The organism is Mesorhizobium sp. M8A.F.Ca.ET.165.01.1.1, assembly GCF_004792065.1.
Taxonomy (GTDB): domain Bacteria; phylum Pseudomonadota; class Alphaproteobacteria; order Rhizobiales; family Rhizobiaceae; genus Mesorhizobium.
The window spans coordinates 68,271-85,169 of record NZ_SRTH01000017.1; the positions used below are offsets into that span (position 1 = coordinate 68,271).

12 protein-coding genes and 1 pseudogene are annotated in these 16,899 nt (G+C 57.1%); 12 read left to right on the forward strand and 1 reads right to left on the reverse strand.

All coding sequences use genetic code 11. From position 1 onward, the window contains the following. The first annotated feature begins 13 nt into the window (after positions 1-13). From EN808_RS30300 to EN808_RS30350, 11 genes are all read left to right on the forward strand, one after another. Positions 14-970 (forward strand): transketolase C-terminal domain-containing protein, encoded by a 957-nt coding sequence (locus tag EN808_RS30300; protein ID WP_206516850.1) that lies wholly within the window; start codon positions 14-16, stop codon positions 968-970. Then, positions 963-1,202 carry a biotin/lipoyl-containing protein gene (locus EN808_RS30305; RefSeq protein ID WP_164762741.1) on the forward strand — a complete coding sequence of 80 codons (240 nt, stop codon included), beginning with the start codon at positions 963-965 and terminating at the stop codon, positions 1,200-1,202. The genes EN808_RS30300 and EN808_RS30305 overlap by 8 nt, the downstream gene beginning before the upstream one ends. Before the next feature lie 135 nt (positions 1,203-1,337). Beyond that, positions 1,338-2,081 carry an SDR family oxidoreductase gene (locus tag EN808_RS30310; protein WP_126080629.1) on the forward strand — a complete coding sequence of 248 codons (744 nt, stop codon included), beginning with the start codon at positions 1,338-1,340 and terminating at the stop codon, positions 2,079-2,081. A gap of 128 nt (positions 2,082-2,209) precedes the next feature. Further along, entirely contained in the window at positions 2,210-3,280 is a 1,071-nt protein-coding gene (locus EN808_RS30315) for a 2-oxo acid dehydrogenase subunit E2 (RefSeq protein WP_126080630.1), read from the forward strand. 391 nt (positions 3,281-3,671) lie between these two features. Beyond that, positions 3,672-4,445 (forward strand): SDR family oxidoreductase, encoded by a 774-nt coding sequence (locus EN808_RS30320; protein ID WP_126080631.1) that lies wholly within the window; start codon positions 3,672-3,674, stop codon positions 4,443-4,445. Positions 4,446-5,263: 818 nt separating this feature from the next. Beyond that, positions 5,264-7,291 (forward strand): CocE/NonD family hydrolase, encoded by a 2,028-nt coding sequence (locus tag EN808_RS30325; protein ID WP_126080632.1) that lies wholly within the window; start codon positions 5,264-5,266, stop codon positions 7,289-7,291. A 306-nt stretch (positions 7,292-7,597) separates the two neighbouring features. After that, positions 7,598-9,181 carry an ABC transporter substrate-binding protein gene (locus EN808_RS30330; RefSeq protein ID WP_126080633.1) on the forward strand — a complete coding sequence of 528 codons (1,584 nt, stop codon included), beginning with the start codon at positions 7,598-7,600 and terminating at the stop codon, positions 9,179-9,181. Positions 9,182-9,196: 15 nt separating this feature from the next. Then, the gene (locus tag EN808_RS30335; protein ID WP_126080634.1) at positions 9,197-10,135 is read left to right on the forward strand and encodes an ABC transporter permease; all 939 of its coding nucleotides are present in this window, start codon (positions 9,197-9,199) and stop codon (positions 10,133-10,135) included. 1 nt (position 10,136) lies between these two features. Beyond that, positions 10,137-11,030 (forward strand): ABC transporter permease, encoded by an 894-nt coding sequence (locus tag EN808_RS30340; RefSeq protein WP_126080635.1) that lies wholly within the window; start codon positions 10,137-10,139, stop codon positions 11,028-11,030. After that, positions 11,027-12,040, forward strand: a complete 1,014-nt coding sequence (locus EN808_RS30345; protein WP_135917748.1) for an ABC transporter ATP-binding protein — start codon at positions 11,027-11,029, stop codon at positions 12,038-12,040. The genes EN808_RS30340 and EN808_RS30345 overlap by 4 nt, the downstream gene beginning before the upstream one ends. Beyond that, positions 12,037-13,041, forward strand: a complete 1,005-nt coding sequence (locus tag EN808_RS30350) for an ABC transporter ATP-binding protein (RefSeq protein WP_126080637.1) — start codon at positions 12,037-12,039, stop codon at positions 13,039-13,041. The genes EN808_RS30345 and EN808_RS30350 overlap by 4 nt, the downstream gene beginning before the upstream one ends. Before the next feature lie 1,227 nt (positions 13,042-14,268). On the opposite strand, the pseudogene EN808_RS30355 reads toward EN808_RS30350, so the two are convergent. Continuing rightward, positions 14,269-14,880: pseudogene (locus tag EN808_RS30355) on the reverse strand (hypothetical protein); the annotation flags it as partial. A gap of 283 nt (positions 14,881-15,163) precedes the next feature. On the opposite strand from EN808_RS30355, the gene dddP reads away from it, so the two are divergent. Continuing rightward, on the forward strand, positions 15,164-16,495 hold the full coding sequence (dddP, locus tag EN808_RS30360) for a dimethylsulfonioproprionate lyase DddP (RefSeq protein ID WP_126080638.1): 1,332 nt from the start codon (positions 15,164-15,166) through the stop codon (positions 16,493-16,495). Positions 16,496-16,899 lie beyond the last annotated feature (404 nt).

The following is a 16,899-nucleotide window of genomic DNA, read 5'->3' on the forward strand; positions in this document are numbered from 1 at the left end:
ATTTCTTCAGGCCATGAACGAAGCCTACCATCAGGCCATGGGGGCAGATGAGAGTGTCATGATTATCGGGGAGGACATTCGAGGTGGAATTCGCGGTGAGACGAAAGGCCTCCATGGCGCTTTCGGCGATCTCCGCGTACTCGACACACCCATTTCCGAGGCAGCGTTCACCGGCTTCGCTACGGGGGCGGCTTTGGCCGGTTTGCGCCCAATCGTTCAGTTTCAAGTTCCCTCACTGATTTACGTCGCATTCGACCAGCTAGTCAATCAAGCGGCGAAGATGCGATTGATGTTAGGAGGTCAAGCAAATCTTCCAATCACTTACACGCTTATGGTGTCTGGATCGCGGGGTGGAAACGCGGGCCAGCACTCAGACAATCCCTATCCGTACCTCCTACACGCTGGCTTCAAGGTTGTTTGCCCTTCGAATGCCTACGACGCCAAGGGCCTCATGATCCAGGCGATCCGCGAAGACGACCCCGTCGTTTTCATAGCATCAGCCATGTCGCTTCCGCAAAAGGGTCCGGTGCCGGAGGAAATCTATGCCGTCCCTTTCGGTTGCGGTGACGTTAAGCGTGAAGGATCCGATGTCACAGTCATTGCTATCGGGCATTTAGTGCCCGAGGCTCTAGCTGTCGCTGAGCGCCTCGCCCAGGAGAAAAACATCAGCGTCGAAGTGTGGGATCCTCGGTCTCTCTTGCCGCTTGACAGGGAAGGGCTGTTGAAGTCCGTCAAGAAAACTGGCCGCGTCGTAATCTACGACGACACGAACCGTACTTGTGGGTTCGCCGCCGAATTGAGCGCAATAATAGGGGAGCTGGCGTTTTCATCTCTCAAGGCCCCGATCAAGCGTGTCACGCGAGCTGACGTTCCTATGCCGTTCAATCTTGCGCTCGAAGCTGCTGTTCTGCCGAAGCCGCAGCAACTGGAAGACGCGATCTTAGCCGTAAGGAGCTATGCTCATGTTTGAAGTTCGTATCCCGAAGATGGGTGCATCGACGGTCGAGGTTGATCTTACGAAGTGGTATGTTTCGGTCGGCACCTCGGTCGTTCCGGGTCAGATTCTAGCCGAAGTGGAGTCGGAAAAAACTAACATTGAGATAGAGGCGGAGACCGCAGGCGTGGTTGCCGAAATCCTTGTTGATGAAGGGTCAGCGACGGAAGTCGGAATCGTCATCTGTCGCATCAACACCGGGCAGTAGAAAAGAATCACGGTTCGTTACTTATCTGACTAAACTTCAGAACCTCCGGCGATTTAAGTGCCACTCCTGGCTGCTTACGTCTGCATACCCATTGGTTAGTATTCGGAGTCAACTGCTCGTTGCTGTAGGACTACCATGACGCGGGACAAACGCTTCGAAGGCAAGACGGTTTTGATTACTGGTGGAGCTCGAGGTCAAGGTGCGGCGGAAGCCGTCCAAATCGCAACGGAGGGAGGGCGGGTTGTCATCGGCGACCTCCTAGACGAGCAGGGCGAACAACTTGCAGCGACTATTGGTGAAAAAGCGTCATACGTGCATCTCGACGTCACTAGCGAGCAAGACTGGCGAAGCCTGATCCGCTGTCTGGAGGGGGAGGGGACGGGACTTCATGGTCTGGTCAACAACGCGGCGATTTATGAACCCGTGCCAATGAGGGATTCGAGCGTCGCGCTCTTCGAAAAGCACTTCCGTGTGAATCAGTTGGGTTGCTTCCTCGGTATGCGGGAAGTCTCACCTCTGATCGAGGCATCCGGCGGTGGCGCAATAGTAAACATCTCGTCTGTCGCCGGGATGCGCGGAAGTCGAACTTGTATGGCCTACTCCGCGACGAAATGGGCCCTTCGAGGCATGACAAAATGCGCGGCCCTAGAGCTTGCGCCAGCAGGAATCCGCGTCAATTCTATCCACCCCGGGTGGGTGGAAACCGACATGCTGCTCGCCGAGGATCCGTCCGACAGAGAGCGCCAGTACGCGCTCATTCCGCTCAAGCGGGCCGGGACGGTCGACGAGGTGGCCGACCTCGTTCTCTTCCTGCTCTCGAACGAGAGCCGCTACATTACCGGGGCGGAGATCGCGATCGACGGAGGACTGTTGCTGTGAGCATTTGAGCCTTCTTAGCCCCAACATCCGTTCAGCTCGAAGATTTTTCCGCTTCGTACCCCAAGCAGAGCAGCCCGAACCCGCAAACCGCTAGCCCGCTAGATACCTCAAAAGCCACAGTAGAGCCGATGCCTATCAACGTCAGAATGCCGGCCTTCGTTTCCGATATGGGAGCAGCCACCATTGTAAAATGGATGTTCAACGAGGGGGACGACATAAAGGCCGGAGATGTTTTGGCTCAAGTATCAAGCGGTAGCGATACAGGAGAGATCAAGGCCGCTGCCGGCGGTACTCTGGAAAGGATTGTCGTTCCGGAAGGCGCTAACGGTCTAAAAGTCAGGGACCTGGTCGCCGTTCTTGCCATAAAGACTGAAGCTGGTTCGGTTGCCGCAGCCCCTGGACAACGGTCCGACGCGCCTGGAGGCCCTGCTCCTGCAGCGTCGTCTGGAAGCAAAGGTGCCAAGGACGACGCTGTTCTTAAGCTGTTTGAGGGCGGATCATATGAACGCATACCTAACGACGGGATGCGAAGGACGATTGCACGTCGTCTGCTGACCTCGAAGCAAACCATTCCGCATTTCTATGTCGCAGTGGATTGCGAGATCGATCAGCTTCTAGGACTGCGCTCCCGACTCAACGGTGCGGCGCCTAGGGCCGCGGACGGACTGCCGGTCTACAAGTTGTCCGTCAATGACATGGTGATAAGGGCCTTGGCGCTTGCGCTGCGTGACGTTCCGGACGCGAATGTCTCCTGGACCGAGGGCGCTATTCTTAAACACCAGCACGTCGACATAGGGGTAGCTGTCTCGATCGCAGGCGGTCTGATCACGCCGATCATACGCAAGGCTGAACAGAAAACACTTCAAGTCATTTCCGCCGAGATGAAGGACCTCGGCAAACGCGCGAGAGATCGCAAGCTAAAGCCTGAAGAATATGAAGGCGGCACGACATCGATCTCGAACATGGGCATGATGGGGGTCAAAGAGTTCGCTGCCGTGATCAATCCCCCCCACGCTACGATTCTGGCAGTCGGTGCGGGCAGACAGCATGTAGTCGTCAAGAGCGGTTCAATGGCCATCGCAACGGTGATGAGTGTTACCCTTTCCATCGACCATCGCTGTGTGGACGGCGTGCTCGGAGCAAAGTTGCTGCAGATATTTAAGAGCTATATTGAAAATCCTATGAGCATGGTCGCCTGAGCATGAGGTCCAAGTTTGGCAACTAGACGCTTGCGTTATGGCCGGCGAAGGTAGCGTATTCGCGATCTTGCGCATGAGCGGCTGGACATAAGCTGGGTTTACGGCCAGCGAATCCTTTTGCGCATTCTCAGGACAATTGCTGGCGCCTATCATTGCAAGCCAATTGGCCAGGCTGCCTATACGGGTTGTTTCTGCGGCAGAATGTTGATCCCTGTCGGACGGTGCTGGACAATGTCATTCCGTATCCGTGTCGCGGGGCCGTTTTAGTGATGATAGCCGGCAGAGTGGCACAGACCCGCAAAAGCAACAACGGGCGCCACCCGTATCGGGATCATGATCCCGGTCAATTTATTGGGGCGAGGCCAACATACAAACTTGGATCAAAGGCAGCATGGATTATCTGAAGAAATTCGACCTGTCCGGCAAGCGTGCAATTGTAACCGGAGGGGGGCGCGGTATCGGGCTTGAAATCGCTCACGCTCTCGGCCAAGCGGGCGCGTCAATTGTCATCGCGGACTTGGACGCGAATAGCGCTGCTGCCGCTGCGGCCAAACTCGCATCATGCGGTATCGCGGCAAGTCATCGCGGCATCGATGTGGCAAAGCCGGATGCGGTTACGGCGCTCGCCGACGAACTGAATGCCGAACAGCCGATCGACGTCCTTATTAACAATGCCGGTATAGCCCGGATAACCGAGGCCCTCGACACTTCCGACGCGGACTGGCTGGCAACGATGCGGGTCAATTCGGATGCTGCATTTTGGTGTGCGAGGGCCTTTGGCCGGCACATGATCGCCCGTCGCTGGGGCAACATCGTGAACATCGGATCCATGTGCGGCATGATAGTGACGCAGCCACAGAACAACACCGCCTATATTACCAGTAAGGGCGCCATTCACATGATGACGAAGTCGCTGGCCTGTGCCTGGGCAAAGCATAATGTGCGAGTAAATGCGGTAGCTCCAGGATATGTTACAACAGAGATGACAATTTCCCCGAGGAATGAAAGCTCATTTCAGTATGATCGATGGTTAGAGCAGACTCCGCTGGGAAGAATGGGCGAGTCCCATGAAGTTGCATCCGCGGTGCTGTTTCTTGCCAGCCCTGCATCAAGCTATTGCACGGGAGCCATCCTGTCCGTTGATGGCGGCTATACATGTATGTGAGCGACGGATAATTCATTGGAAGTGACTAACTGCCGCGTCAGTAAGATGTCACTTCAGAATCAATATAAGCGTATCGATTTGGGGGAGTGGAATGTTGGTGCAGGTGCGTCGGGTGCGGAGCCACCTAAGAGCTTAAAATCGTGGCGTGAAGGATAACTTGGACGTTCGGGTTTTAGAGAGAGATCTCGTTGGGGAAAACGGGCCATGGCCTGCTATTTGGCGCATTAACCGCCGCTGATCCGCCTGCATCCGCCGGCCGGTCGCGGTTGCGGGAAGAACATCCGCTGGCTGGCCGGAGTCAAATAAAGTCGTATAGCCGGACGATGCGTGACGATCCTGCGCAACCGCGGAATACGGATCTCCATTGCGAGATTTGTCGGGCTATCACTAAAGGCTGAGAGGTGCCCCAGATAGGCTGATGGGAAGTTGATGGCAAACTAGGCTCGGTGAGGCGACCGGTCTCACGCCACCATGACATCCCGCCGCTCGGGTGTTGGGCCGAGCCTTGACGCGCTCCATGCGAGAGCCAAGTTGACCTAAGTCTGCGCGAAACCTGTCACTCGGGACTAAGGCTAGCGAGCGCAACGTTTGATATGAATCGGCTTTATGCCAGTCGCGAGCTTTTCAGTCTGCGACTCTTCAGCCTCGTCGTCTATTCGAGGTGAGGACGAGGACGGCGCTCGCAACTTGGTCGCCGGTCCCCCTTCGACGAACACGGGTATCCCTGCCACCGCTTTTGTTCCAGCAGGTTACCCGCCGCCTTCTTGCTGAACCTCAAGGGCAGTTCGGCAAGCGCGAACGCATATGAGGATTGGACCATGGATGACATCCGCGTTGTTACCGACTTCCCCCGCAAAGTGCGCGAGATCGAGAATGTCTGGATCCCGATGCCGGACGGGGTAAAGCTCGCTGCCCGCCTCTGGTTGCCGGAGGACGCCGAGGCGGACCCGGTCCCCGCCATCCTCGAATACCTGCCCTATCGAAAGAGGGATGGGACTGTGGAGCGCGACCAACTCACCCATCCATACTTCGCCGGGCATGGCTATGCAGGTGTGCGCGTGGACATGCGCGGTTCGGGTGATAGCGAAGGGGTCTGCAGGGGCGAATATCTCAAACAAGAGCAGGACGACTGTCTTGCCGTGATCGAATGGTTGGCGAAGCAATTATGGTGCTCAGGCAGTGTCGGTATGATTGGCATCTCCTGGGGCGGGTTCAACAGCCTTCAGGTTGCTGCCCGCCGTCCGCCAGCCCTCAAGGCGATAATCTCGCTGTGTTCGACCGACGATCGATACCGGGATGAATGTCACTATTTCGGCGGCGCGCTTATGTGCGAAAATTTGATGTGGGGGGCAGCGGCTTGGGCGATTGCCATGACCCCGCCCGATCCAGCTCTTGTGGGAGAACGCTGGCGTGAGATTTGGGAAGAGCGGCTCAACGGCAACGGGATCTGGCTGCAAGACTGGTTCGCGCACCAGCGTCGGGACGATTTCTACAAGCATGGTTCTATCTGCGAGGACTATTCCAACATCGAGATTCCTGTCTACGCGGTGGGTGGCTGGGCGGACGCCTATCCCAACGCCATCTTGCGCATGCTCGAGAACCTGCCGGGACCTCGCAAAGGCCTGATCGGCCCTTGGGCTCATAAGTATCCTCACATCGCCATGCCCGGGCCTCGCATCGGCTTTCTCCAGGAATGCTTGCGCTGGTGGGACCAGCATCTTAAAGCCATCCACACCGGCGTTGAGGACGAGCCGATGTTGCGCGCGTGGATTCAGGATCCTTTGCCCCCCGCCGCCATCTACGACGAGCGGCCAGGCCGTTGGATCGCTGAGCCTTCCTGGCCGACGGCGAGCATTGTCGAAAGACGGCTGTCGCTCTCACCGGGACTTCTTGCCGAAGGAGATGGCAGTGATGCTGTTCTTACGATCTGTTCACCGTCCACTTCGGGGCTATCATCCGGTGTTTGGTGCGCGTATGGCGCAGTGCCGGACCAGCCCATCGACCAGCGCATGGAAGCCGGAAACGCCTTGGTATTCGAAACCGAGCCTCTTCTGGAGGAGGTAGACCTTCTCGGCTTCCCCGAGCTTGAGGTAACCCTCTCTTCCGACAAAGCAGTGGCAATCCTATCGGCCACGCTTTCGCTCGTGTTTAAGGACGGCTCGGCCACCCGTGTGAGCTATGGCATTCTGAATTTGACCCATCGCCACGACGACCTCGATTTGAAGCCAATGACGCCCGGTAAGGCTGAAGCAATACGCCTGAAGCTGCGGTCTTGCGGGCAACGCTTTGAAAAAGGGCAACGCATAAGGCTCGCCATCGCCACCAGCCATTGGCCTATTGTCTTTCCTAGTCCAGAGAGGGCAAGTCTATCAATACATTGTGCGGCCAGCAGGCTTATCTTGCCGGTGCGCAAAGCGAATGCCGTAGACTCCAAACTTGTACCGTTTCTGAAGCCAGAGAGTGCTCGGCCGATGGCAACAGAGACTATTAAGCCTGGTAAACCTTTCTGTCGCGAGGTAATCACCAACCAAGCCACGGGCGAGACAACTTTCCGGATGGCGAGCGACGCGGGGACCGTGGTGCATCCGCACACCGGAATGGTCATTTCGGCTAAGCACAGTGACACACTTACCATGCATCCCGACGATCCGAGCTCGGCGCGCGGAACCTCCAACTGGGAAAAGTCGTACGCCCGCGGTAACTGGAACGTGCATATTGCGCTCTCGGCCACTGTCCGCGCGCTGCGCGACGTATGGCGCATCGAGACACATATCGTGGCGAAGGAAGGCGACAAGCTTTTACTTGAACGAGACGACGTCAAGGAGTTCGCTCGGGACTTAAACTGACCGGTACTGGTCCCGCTCGGCCGGGGTTCAAATGTCGCTTTTTACAACGAGATAGTAGGTATTGACGCGTTCCAACCAGCAGTGAGGTTCACGCCATCTCCGCAACTTCTGAAGGAAAGAGTGCTGCGTCGGCAACTAGGCCGAGAGCTCATGACATAAACAGAATTTATGCCTGACGGTATCTTTTCCGCCTGCGGCTTGGCTGCCCCATAGTATATTCCAAAGAGAAACACACCCGAGCAAGGAACGCGGGCGCCGCGGCCACGGCAAGACGCCTCGGCAAGTCGCTCGGCAAGGGGAACAGCCATGGAGGACATGATGCAAAGTGTAAGCCGCCGCACCTTTCTTAGGGCAGGAGCCGCGCTAAGCGGTGGCATAATCTCTGCTGGCATGCCCTTGTCTCAAGTCATCTGGGCGGCCGAAGGCAAGGTGCTCGAGGTGCGTTCCAGTGGAGACCTGGTCACGCTGGATCCCGCTTTCCTCGGGCAGGCGGCGGAAGTAGACCTAACAAACTGTATCTATTCAAAGCTCACGCGATATAAGCCCGGCACCGAATGGGGCTGGGAGTTAGAGGCTGCAGACAAGATCGAGCAGGTTGATCCCACGCATATCCGATTTCGCCTCAAGAAAGGCATAAAATTTAGTGGCGATTACGGCGAGCTGACGGCCAAGGATGTTAAGTTCTCTTTCGAGCGCGTCATCAAGCTCAATTCACCCATCAAGCCCCAATGGGGCTCGTTAAATCACGTCGAGGTGGAGGACGACTACAGTGGTGTTATCGTGTTCAACGCGCCATTTGCGGCTGTTTGGCTTGTTCCGCTGCCTTATGCCGTCGGCCAAATCGTTTCTGAGGCTGCGGTAAGGAAAGCCACCAAGGACGGCGGTAATTTCGGTGTGAAGCCGCCAGCATTCTCAGGTCCCTACGTGCTGGCTGACTGGAAGCCCAACCAGTACGCACTTCTCACGAGAAATCCGGACTGGTCAGGCCCCAAGCCGGGCTTCGACGAAATCCGTATCCTGCCTATTCCGGACGCTAAGGCAGCGGAACGTGCTTATCAGGCGGGCGACGTCGATTTCACCGTAGTCGGTTTGGACTCTCTCGCGGCGTTCAAGAGCAATCCGCCCGCCAACACGGAGATCGCGGAAAGGGCATCGACCCGTTATACATGGATCGGCATGAACATGGATCATCCCAAACTGAAGGACATAAATGTCCGCAGGGCGATCCAATGGGCGATCAATGTACCACAGGTTTTAGATACCGCGTATGACGGTCAGTCAATTGCGGCCACGGGTATTATTCCTCCAGGTATCGTTGGGCATCGCGCAAAGACTCTGGTTCCGCCGGAAGGTGATCTCTCAAAAGCCAAAGAGCTTCTCGAGAAGGCTGGGGTAAATGGTTTGACATTGAGCCTCGACTGTACAAACGACAGCCAGACTTCAGCCATAGCTCAGACGGTGCAGGCACAATTGTCCCAAGTCGGAATTTCTCTGGTGGTTAATGCCCGAGATCCCGGGACATTCTGGTCACTCGGCGTGGAGTCTGAGGGAGACAGCTGGAAGGACGTGCAGCTCTTTATTATGACCTTCTCCGGACTGCCGGATCCGTACGACTACGTGACTTGGTTCGTGCAAGATCAAGTGGGTATATGGAACTGGCAACGCTTCCGCAGCCAACGCTTTGACGAGCTAAACGCTAAGGGACTGTCCATTAACGATCCCAACGAGCGGGCAAAGGTTTACGAGGACATGCAGGACTTGATGGAAGATTCTGGCGCATTTCGGTTCCTGACCAATGAGACCAATCCAATCCTATATCGGAAGACGCGAATGAAAGCGGCGATGCGCCCAGATGGAACCCCATTATATATCGATTTCCAGCCGGCTTAAGCTTGAGCGTGAACTGTGTGGATCTATCTACTGAAACGCGTTTTCCTCGCGGTCGCCATTACGGTGATCGCGGTGACCCTTGTGTTCATGATGATCCATGCGGTGCCTGGCGACCCAGCCGTTGCTCTGCTAGGTCCCCGCGCCACGCCTGAAATGATAGCGCACCTTCATCGGGAGATGGGGCTGGATAAGCCGCTTGCCGTGCAGATCGTCATTTTCTTCGAAGGGCTGCTGCAAGGCAATCTTGGTTTTGATGTGTTGAGCCAACGTCCGGTTGCGGACATAATATTCGAGCAACTTCCTTATACTATCGAACTAATCTTCGTCTCGATTTTGTGGGCGGTGGCGATTGCGGTGCCGCTCGGTTGTTATTCGGCCATGAGGCGTAATTCTGTCATCGACCAGATCGTCGCGATCATGGCAGTCGCCACGATCGCGATTCCTTCGTTCGTCATGGCTGTCTACGCACTCCTGATCTTCGCTGTCACGCTCCATTGGTTACCAGCAGTCGGAGCCGGACAGGGTTTTTTGGACGGCCTTGTTCATCTCATTCTGCCAGCCTTCGCCGTCGGGATCGGCTGGGTTGGATACATCTCCCGGCTGGTACGGGCATCCATGATGGAGATCCTGGGTGAAAACCATGTGCGAATGGCCCGTTCCTTCGGCATTTCCGAATGGCGCATTGTTTTGCATTACGCGCTGCCGCTTGCGATCCTGCCGACAGTGACGATCCTCGGCGTGGGCATAGCGTGGTTGCTTTCGTCAGCTGTCTTTATCGAGGTCGTTTTCGCAAGACCAGGTATCGGTGCCTTGATTGTACAGGCGGTCAACACGCGCAACTATGCAGTCGTAATAGGGGCCGTGCTAGTCACCACTGTTGTTACTGTCTTGGCGACGACGGCGTCCGATCTGATCGCTGCCTCTCTTGATCCTCGAACCCGCGAGAAACTTTAGCATGGCGAGCCTTGAAGCGCTCCGCGGCGAAACTGGCCCAGAGCTAGCACCCGGCAGCTTCCGTAAGACGGTGCGGCAACTGCGCAAGAACCGTCTTGGCGTCCTTGGAGCCGCGCTGGTCGCGATCGTTTTCGCAAGCGCGATCTTCGCCCCGATCATCATTACACATGATCCGACCCGCATCATGGTGGGGCCGCGCTTGGCGGACCCGTCACTACTTTTTCTTCTGGGCACCGATCAACTGGGCCGCGACACATTCTCGCGCGTCATGATGGGCGGCCGCGTCCCGCTGCTTGTCGCCTTCGCCTCGCTAGGCAGTTCGCTGGCAGCCGGCCTCGTGCTTGGTCTGATCGCAGGCTTCGGACCGAGGTGGCTGGACAATTTGCTCCTTCTTTTATTCGATACGATCCGCTCCTTTCCGGGCATCATCTTCGCGTTGGCGATTATCGGCTTACTTGGACCCAGCCTGGCCAGCATGATTTTTGTTATCGCAATCACCTCTATGCCCATTTATGCACGGGTCGTGAGGACCCAGACAGAGGCGCTACGCAACAGTGAATACATCGCCGCAGAACGCACTCTGGGCGCTGGCACGATGCGCATCCTGGCAGTGCACGTACTGCCTAATGTTATCGGCCCGCTTCTCATCCTCGTGAGCATGGACGTGCCCGCGGTAATCGCGGTGGAGGCCGGTCTCAGCTTCCTTGGTTTGGGCGTACGTCCACCCACGCCCGATTGGGGAGCAATCCTCAACGACGGCTATAATTACATCCAGCAGACGCCGTGGCTTGTGGTTGGCGGTGGTATTCCAATCGTCCTCGCAACGCTGGGCTTCACATTCCTGGGTGAGGCGCTACGCGACATGTTCGATCCAAAGCTGCGGAAAGATCTATGATACCACACGATCGGTCATCGCAATCGACCACACCCCTCCTGGAGATACGTCACCTCCATCTTGATTTCGGGACACCAGAGGGGCGCATTCATGCACTGCGAAACGTGTCGCTTAATGTCGCAGCCGCAGAGGTGGTCGGCGTTGTCGGCGAAAGCGGATCTGGAAAGTCGACGCTTGCGTATACGGTGATGGGTCTGCTTTCGGAAAATGCCGATGTCACAGGTGGCGAGATCCTGTTTGAAGGGCGAGACCTGCTGAAGATGCCGGCTCAGTCGCAGCGTAGCCTGCTTGGCGATCGACTTTCCATGGTTTTTCAAGATCCAATGACTGCGCTTAATCCTGTGCGCACCGTTGAGAACCAGATGATCGACATCCAGCACCACCAGCAAAAAAGCCGGAGTGAAAAGCGTGCTCGTGCCATCGACATGCTACACCGGGTCGGAATTCCGGATCCGCAAAACCGGATCGGGGCCTATCCGCACCACTTTTCCGGCGGCATGCGTCAGCGGATATGTATAGCCATGGCGCTGCTTGTAAAACCCGTGCTCCTCATCGCCGACGAGCCGACGACTGCGCTCGATGCGACACTTGAAGTCCAGATCATCCATCTGCTCAAAAATCTCCAAAGGGAGATCGATTGCTCCGTCCTCTTCGTATCCCATCATCTTGGAGCTGTGGCTGAGTTGTGCGACCGGGTCGTCGTCATGTATGCCGGCGAAGTGGTCGAACAAGGCGATGTGCGCAGCATATTCCGCAATCCCGCTCATCCCTACACCCGCGCCCTGCTTGAGTGCGACCCGGGGCGGCTTAAACGAACCACACGCACATTGCCGACCATTTCCGGCGAGGTGCCCAGCCTCCTGGGCTTGAAGAAGGGGTGCATCTTCAGCGCGCGATGCCCGCAGGCATATGATCGCTGTCTCGAGGAACAGCCAGTCGATCGCCCGATCAGCCCAGGGCAGACGGCACGATGCCATCTGCTCGAAGAAAATCGACTAGTTTCGGCATGAGTGCCCTTGTCAGTGTTCGGGACCTCTGCGTCCGCTTCCGCACGATGGGGCCGCTTAAAGCGCTCGCGACCGGGACAAATGCGCCTTTCATCGACGCGGTATGCAGTGTTTCTTTTGAAATTCACAAGGGTGAGACGCTGGCCCTTGTCGGCGAGAGCGGCTCCGGAAAATCCACCGTCGCTCGCACGATGATTGGCCTGCAGCGGGCGGTGAGCGGCAGCATCAGCTTCGATGGGCAGGAACTCACGGACCTCAGTGCGGTAGAACGCAAGCCCTACTTGCGACGCATGGCGATGACGTTTCAGGATCCGATCGGTTCACTTTCGCCCAGGCTGACGGTGCGATCGATCTTGACCGAGCCTTTCCGCATCCATGGGCTGAAGGATCGCGATTTAGGAGCTGAAGCGACGCGCCTCCTGCGGATGGTGGGCTTGCCGGCCGATTTTGTTGGCCGCTATCCTCATCAACTCTCCGGTGGTCAAGCCAGGCGCGTCAGCGTGGCGCGCGCCCTAGCGCTCAATCCGGACTTGATCATCGCCGATGAGCCGACCGCGGGCTTGGATGTCTCGGTGCAAGGCGAGGTGCTAAATCTTCTCACTCGCCTGCAGGACGAACTAGGCATCGCGATCCTGATAATCACGCACAACCTCAATGTAGTGCGCCACATAACTGACCGCATGGCAATCATGTATCTCGGCCGCTTCATTGAAGTCGGCACGACGCAGAGTATTTTCCATCAGCCAAGCCATCCCTATACCGAAGCGCTGCTTGCGGCCAATCCCGAACCGGACCCAGACGCAGTGCTCAACAGGATTGAGCTCAAGGGCGAAGTGCCAAGCGTGATGTACCGGCCATCCGGCTGCGAGTTCCACACCCGGTGTCGTTACGCTCAAGATCGCATCTGTGGCCGCGTCGCTCCCCCATCCTCAGTGAGCCTGCAGGACCCGGAGCACAGCTTTAGATGCCATTTCCCGTTAAGCTCCAAATCGTTGACCTGCTGAACGTTCATCCCTCGCGGAAACTGGGGGCCGATTTGTTTAAAATCTTGGCTGGGCTTAGGCAATTTGTCAGGCGCGAAGCCTTTCATCAGCGCAACAGACCGCGGGTCTGGCGTAATGCATTGGCATTCCATGGCGAGCAATTGGGGTGTTCCGGCCGAACAGCCGAACCCGGCGATTGCGACGGCGTAACATAAAAACGGGGTGGCCTCGAGGGCTTCGCAACTGGGGAACTGCGGTTGGTGGGCACCCTCGGCAGGCGTCCATGGTTCAGCTGTGCCGCACAAGCAGTGCCCGGTTCGCGCGCCCTATGAGGGTACGGCTTATGGGGGTAAGGCGGAGGCGCCCACTGTTCCCGCCGGCGCGCTAATAACGAATGGGGCATCAACATCATGCTGCGCATCAAATTCAATGATTGAATCTGGCATCCAGGGACCGATAACCTCGGGCAACCGGTGTCCGTGTCCGCTATGTAGTAAGCGCCTATGAAGTGGCGGCGCTCCTCTACACGTATTTCGCGAGCGCCGAATCGTTCTGGCTTAGAATAGCGGTCCTGGAACGCTTCTTGTTGGGACGAAAGCCACAGATGTCGCTCAGCCCGAAACTGGCTTGCAATCGAGATATAGTGGGGTTCCATCTGGGCGCATTGCCGCCTGCACCTTCGTTGTGCGATACACGACGGGAGTGGCCCCGTGGGTCAGGAATCGGAAATTCCCCGGATTCTTCCATGAGGTCCAGCATCTCCTCGTAGAGCTTTCCACGCTCATTAGGTCAGCGATGGAGAGTCCCTTGACGTTCAGTTCGTCATAACGTTTCGCTCCGGAAGCGTTGCCAATTCCAAACGCCAACTTGAGCCTGCGTGGTACGCATCCGGTGAAGACCGCAGACGTGCGTATCTGGTGGCCAGAGAACCTGAGCACCGGAGTGCTGGGGTCAAGCTTTCGATGGGGAGACGCGATGATGTTCTTCGAGGAGGAGTTTGACCTCCTCGAAGCCTTCATCGGTGAAGATCCCGTCGTCATCATTGGCGCCGTAGACCCAGATGACGCCGTCCTAATCCGGGACACAAAGGGGGTGAACTCCCGTCTCGACGGCGCGGGCGTCGCCGCCGTTGCAAAGGCGGTCGTCGCCATCCGCTCGTACCATGCCGCAGCGAGTCAAAGCGGCCCGCATCTGACCCTGCCTCTGTCAACCAAGGACAGCCGTGCGGTGCTCGTGACGCTTAAGGTGGAAGCGGAAGGTGAGGCGCTGATGGCGGCCGAGCAGGCACGCGCCTTGGGGTGCTTGTGAGCGGCGTAGTTGTCAAGAACGACGTGGATGGCCCTGCTGGCCGCCACCTCGGCATCGACAGCGTTGAGTGAGGCGGATGAATTCCTGGTGACGATGGCGCTGCATGTTCCTGCCGATAACGGTGCCATCGAGCACGGTAAGGGCGGCAAACAGGGTGGTCGTGCCGTTGCACTTGTAGTCGTGGTCGTGGTGCCGAGCCTACCCTTCATGGGCAGGCCGGGCTGGGTGCGGTCGAGCGCCTGGATCTGGGCTCTTCTCGTCGACCGACAACAGGATAGCGTGAGCCGGTGGATCAACTAGTGGCATGGCCGACGACGTTGCGCAGTTTGTCGACGAACTGCGGATCGTTGCAGAGCTTGCACTGGCGCGCCACACGCAAGTCTTGAACTTACCAGATTGCCGCATGATCTCGAGGGTGCCCACGCCGTCGCTGCTCAACAGAATGATCTCTGCGCGCCAAACGTGCTTCTGCAGCGCACTGCGATGGGCGCGCTGATCAGAGAGAGGCTGACGATCAATCGAAGAAACGGTGAGGTATATTCCTGTGCGCATGTACCAGACTCGCATGCGCACTCACAAAAGGGAATCCTCAGCCGAACTCTTATGTCAGGCGTAAACCACTAGCACGACAGGGCTCCCGGCAAAGCTCTGGGATCGACAGATTGCCCATTGCGGCGCGCTGGAAGGCTACCTGGTTCCAGTTGTGGTCGCAGGCACCCCAGAGCACGAATGCAGATGAATTGACTTTATATCGAGCAATATTTTTTCCGCCTTTAGCATCCAAGAAATCCGGTCTTAGATCCACGTAAGAGTGAGCCACTAGGGCGGCCTTAACATGTCCTCGTTTTCGATTGTGAACCACAAAATTGATCCCACGCGAGTGGCAAAAGCACTTAAGCCGGATGGGAGCATGGATGACAACGATCGGGTTGAAATTGGGCCGACGGACGTCGCCTTTGCGGAGTGGGCAGCCTTGGGCCTGACCACGCCCAACCTAGATCGTATGCGCAAGACCCGTCTTGATCGGATTGTTCTGCAACTCCGCCAAAGAGACTATGCGGGCGTGCTCTGCTTCGACCCGCTGAACATACGATACGCTTCAGATTCCTCGAACATGCACATATGGATCATGCACAATCCGTCACGAGCTGTGTTCGTATCGGCCGACGGCTATGTCGTTCTCTGGGATTTCCATCGTTGCAGCCACCTGTCAACCTATCTGCCGCTCATCAACGAAACCCGGGATGGCGGGGCCGGCTTTTACTATTTCGTTGCCGGCGACCAAGAAGAAGCAGTCGCCAAGGACTTTGCCGGACAAATTGACGAACTGTTGCGCCGCTCTGGTGGCAAAAACCGTCGTCTTGCCGTCGACAAGATCGAAATCCCCGGCCTTCGTGCGCTAGATGCAGTTGGCATCGAGGTTTGCAACGGCATGCAGCTCATGGAGCACGCCAGGGCCATTAAGGGAATCGACGAGATCAACGCCATGCGCTGCTCTCTCGCGACCTGCGAGATTGCCGTTGCCAAAATGCGAGAACGTTTGCAGCCCGGCATAGCCGAAACGGAACTTTGGTCGGTTCTTCATGCCGAAAACATCGCACGTGGTGGCGAGTGGATCGAAACGCGCATTTTAACTTCCGGCCCGCGCACGAACCCCTGGATGCAGGAGGCCGGCCCCCGTCGCATTGTCTCAGGAGACCTCGTCGCCTTCGACACCGATATGGTGGGCCCGTACGGCATGTGTGCCGACTTCTCCCGCACTTGGCACTGCGGTGACGGCCGACCCACCGAAGCACAGCGAAGGCTGCACGACATAGCCTACGAGCACGTAGCTGCAAACATGGCTATGCTAAAGCCGGGCGTCTCTTTCACCGAACTCACTCAGCGCAGCCACAAGCTTCCCGCGGATTTCGTCAAGCAGCGATATGGCGTCATGATGCATGGCATTGGTCTTTGCGACGAATATCCCGCGATTCTCTATCCTGAAGACTTCATCCCGGGAGCATTCGACTATGTTCTCGAGCCCGGAATGACCCTGTGCGTCGAGGCTTATATCGGTGCCGTCGGTGGGCGGGAAGGCGTAAAACTGGAAGAGCAGGTGCTCGTGACCGAGAGCGGAGTTGAAAATCTCACGAGATGCCCGTTTGATGAGGCTTTGGTGGCCTAGGGATTTCGGCCGAGTCTCTTCAAATTGTCCAATTCTTGAGAGATCCGCGGAAAAGCTGTTTGTTGCGCATCTGGCTCAGCACTTTTGCGGAAGTTGGCTTTTCGTTGGTCCAACTCGCCCGCCTACATTCGTAGAAAGGGGGGTGGAGGCATCCAAGTCCATGGTCGACGCCCTGACCCGCGAGTGCTGTCGATACTCTGACCAGCAGTCGGGCAGTGGCAGCTGTGGCGTCAGATTTGCAGCAAGTCCGCTGTTAGCCTCCGAACACACGGTCTCTGTTGGGGGTGGCGCATGTGGCCATTCCGCCAAGGATATTGGTCGAATTGCAGGCAATAGCCGGTCAGTGTCAGGTCACACTGGGTTGGCGCTTCGTGACGACGATTTTCGTGTAGCAGACATTTCGC

Excerpts from the sequence above, each read along its gene's own strand:
- EN808_RS30300 (WP_206516850.1), top strand. The coding sequence starts at position 14 with ATGAACGAAGCCTACCATCAGGCCATGGGGGCAGATGAGAGTGTCATG.
- EN808_RS30305 (WP_164762741.1), top strand. The coding sequence starts at position 963 with ATGTTTGAAGTTCGTATCCCGAAGATGGGTGCATCGACGGTCGAGGTT.
- EN808_RS30310 (WP_126080629.1), top strand. The coding sequence starts at position 1,338 with ATGACGCGGGACAAACGCTTCGAAGGCAAGACGGTTTTGATTACTGGT.
- EN808_RS30315 (WP_126080630.1), top strand. The coding sequence starts at position 2,210 with ATGCCTATCAACGTCAGAATGCCGGCCTTCGTTTCCGATATGGGAGCA.
- EN808_RS30320 (WP_126080631.1), top strand. The coding sequence starts at position 3,672 with ATGGATTATCTGAAGAAATTCGACCTGTCCGGCAAGCGTGCAATTGTA.
- EN808_RS30325 (WP_126080632.1), top strand. The coding sequence starts at position 5,264 with ATGGATGACATCCGCGTTGTTACCGACTTCCCCCGCAAAGTGCGCGAG.
- EN808_RS30330 (WP_126080633.1), top strand. The coding sequence starts at position 7,598 with ATGGAGGACATGATGCAAAGTGTAAGCCGCCGCACCTTTCTTAGGGCA.
- EN808_RS30340 (WP_126080635.1), top strand. The coding sequence starts at position 10,137 with ATGGCGAGCCTTGAAGCGCTCCGCGGCGAAACTGGCCCAGAGCTAGCA.
- EN808_RS30345 (WP_135917748.1), top strand. The coding sequence starts at position 11,027 with ATGATACCACACGATCGGTCATCGCAATCGACCACACCCCTCCTGGAG.
- EN808_RS30350 (WP_126080637.1), top strand. The coding sequence starts at position 12,037 with ATGAGTGCCCTTGTCAGTGTTCGGGACCTCTGCGTCCGCTTCCGCACG.
- dddP (WP_126080638.1), top strand. The coding sequence starts at position 15,164 with ATGTCCTCGTTTTCGATTGTGAACCACAAAATTGATCCCACGCGAGTG.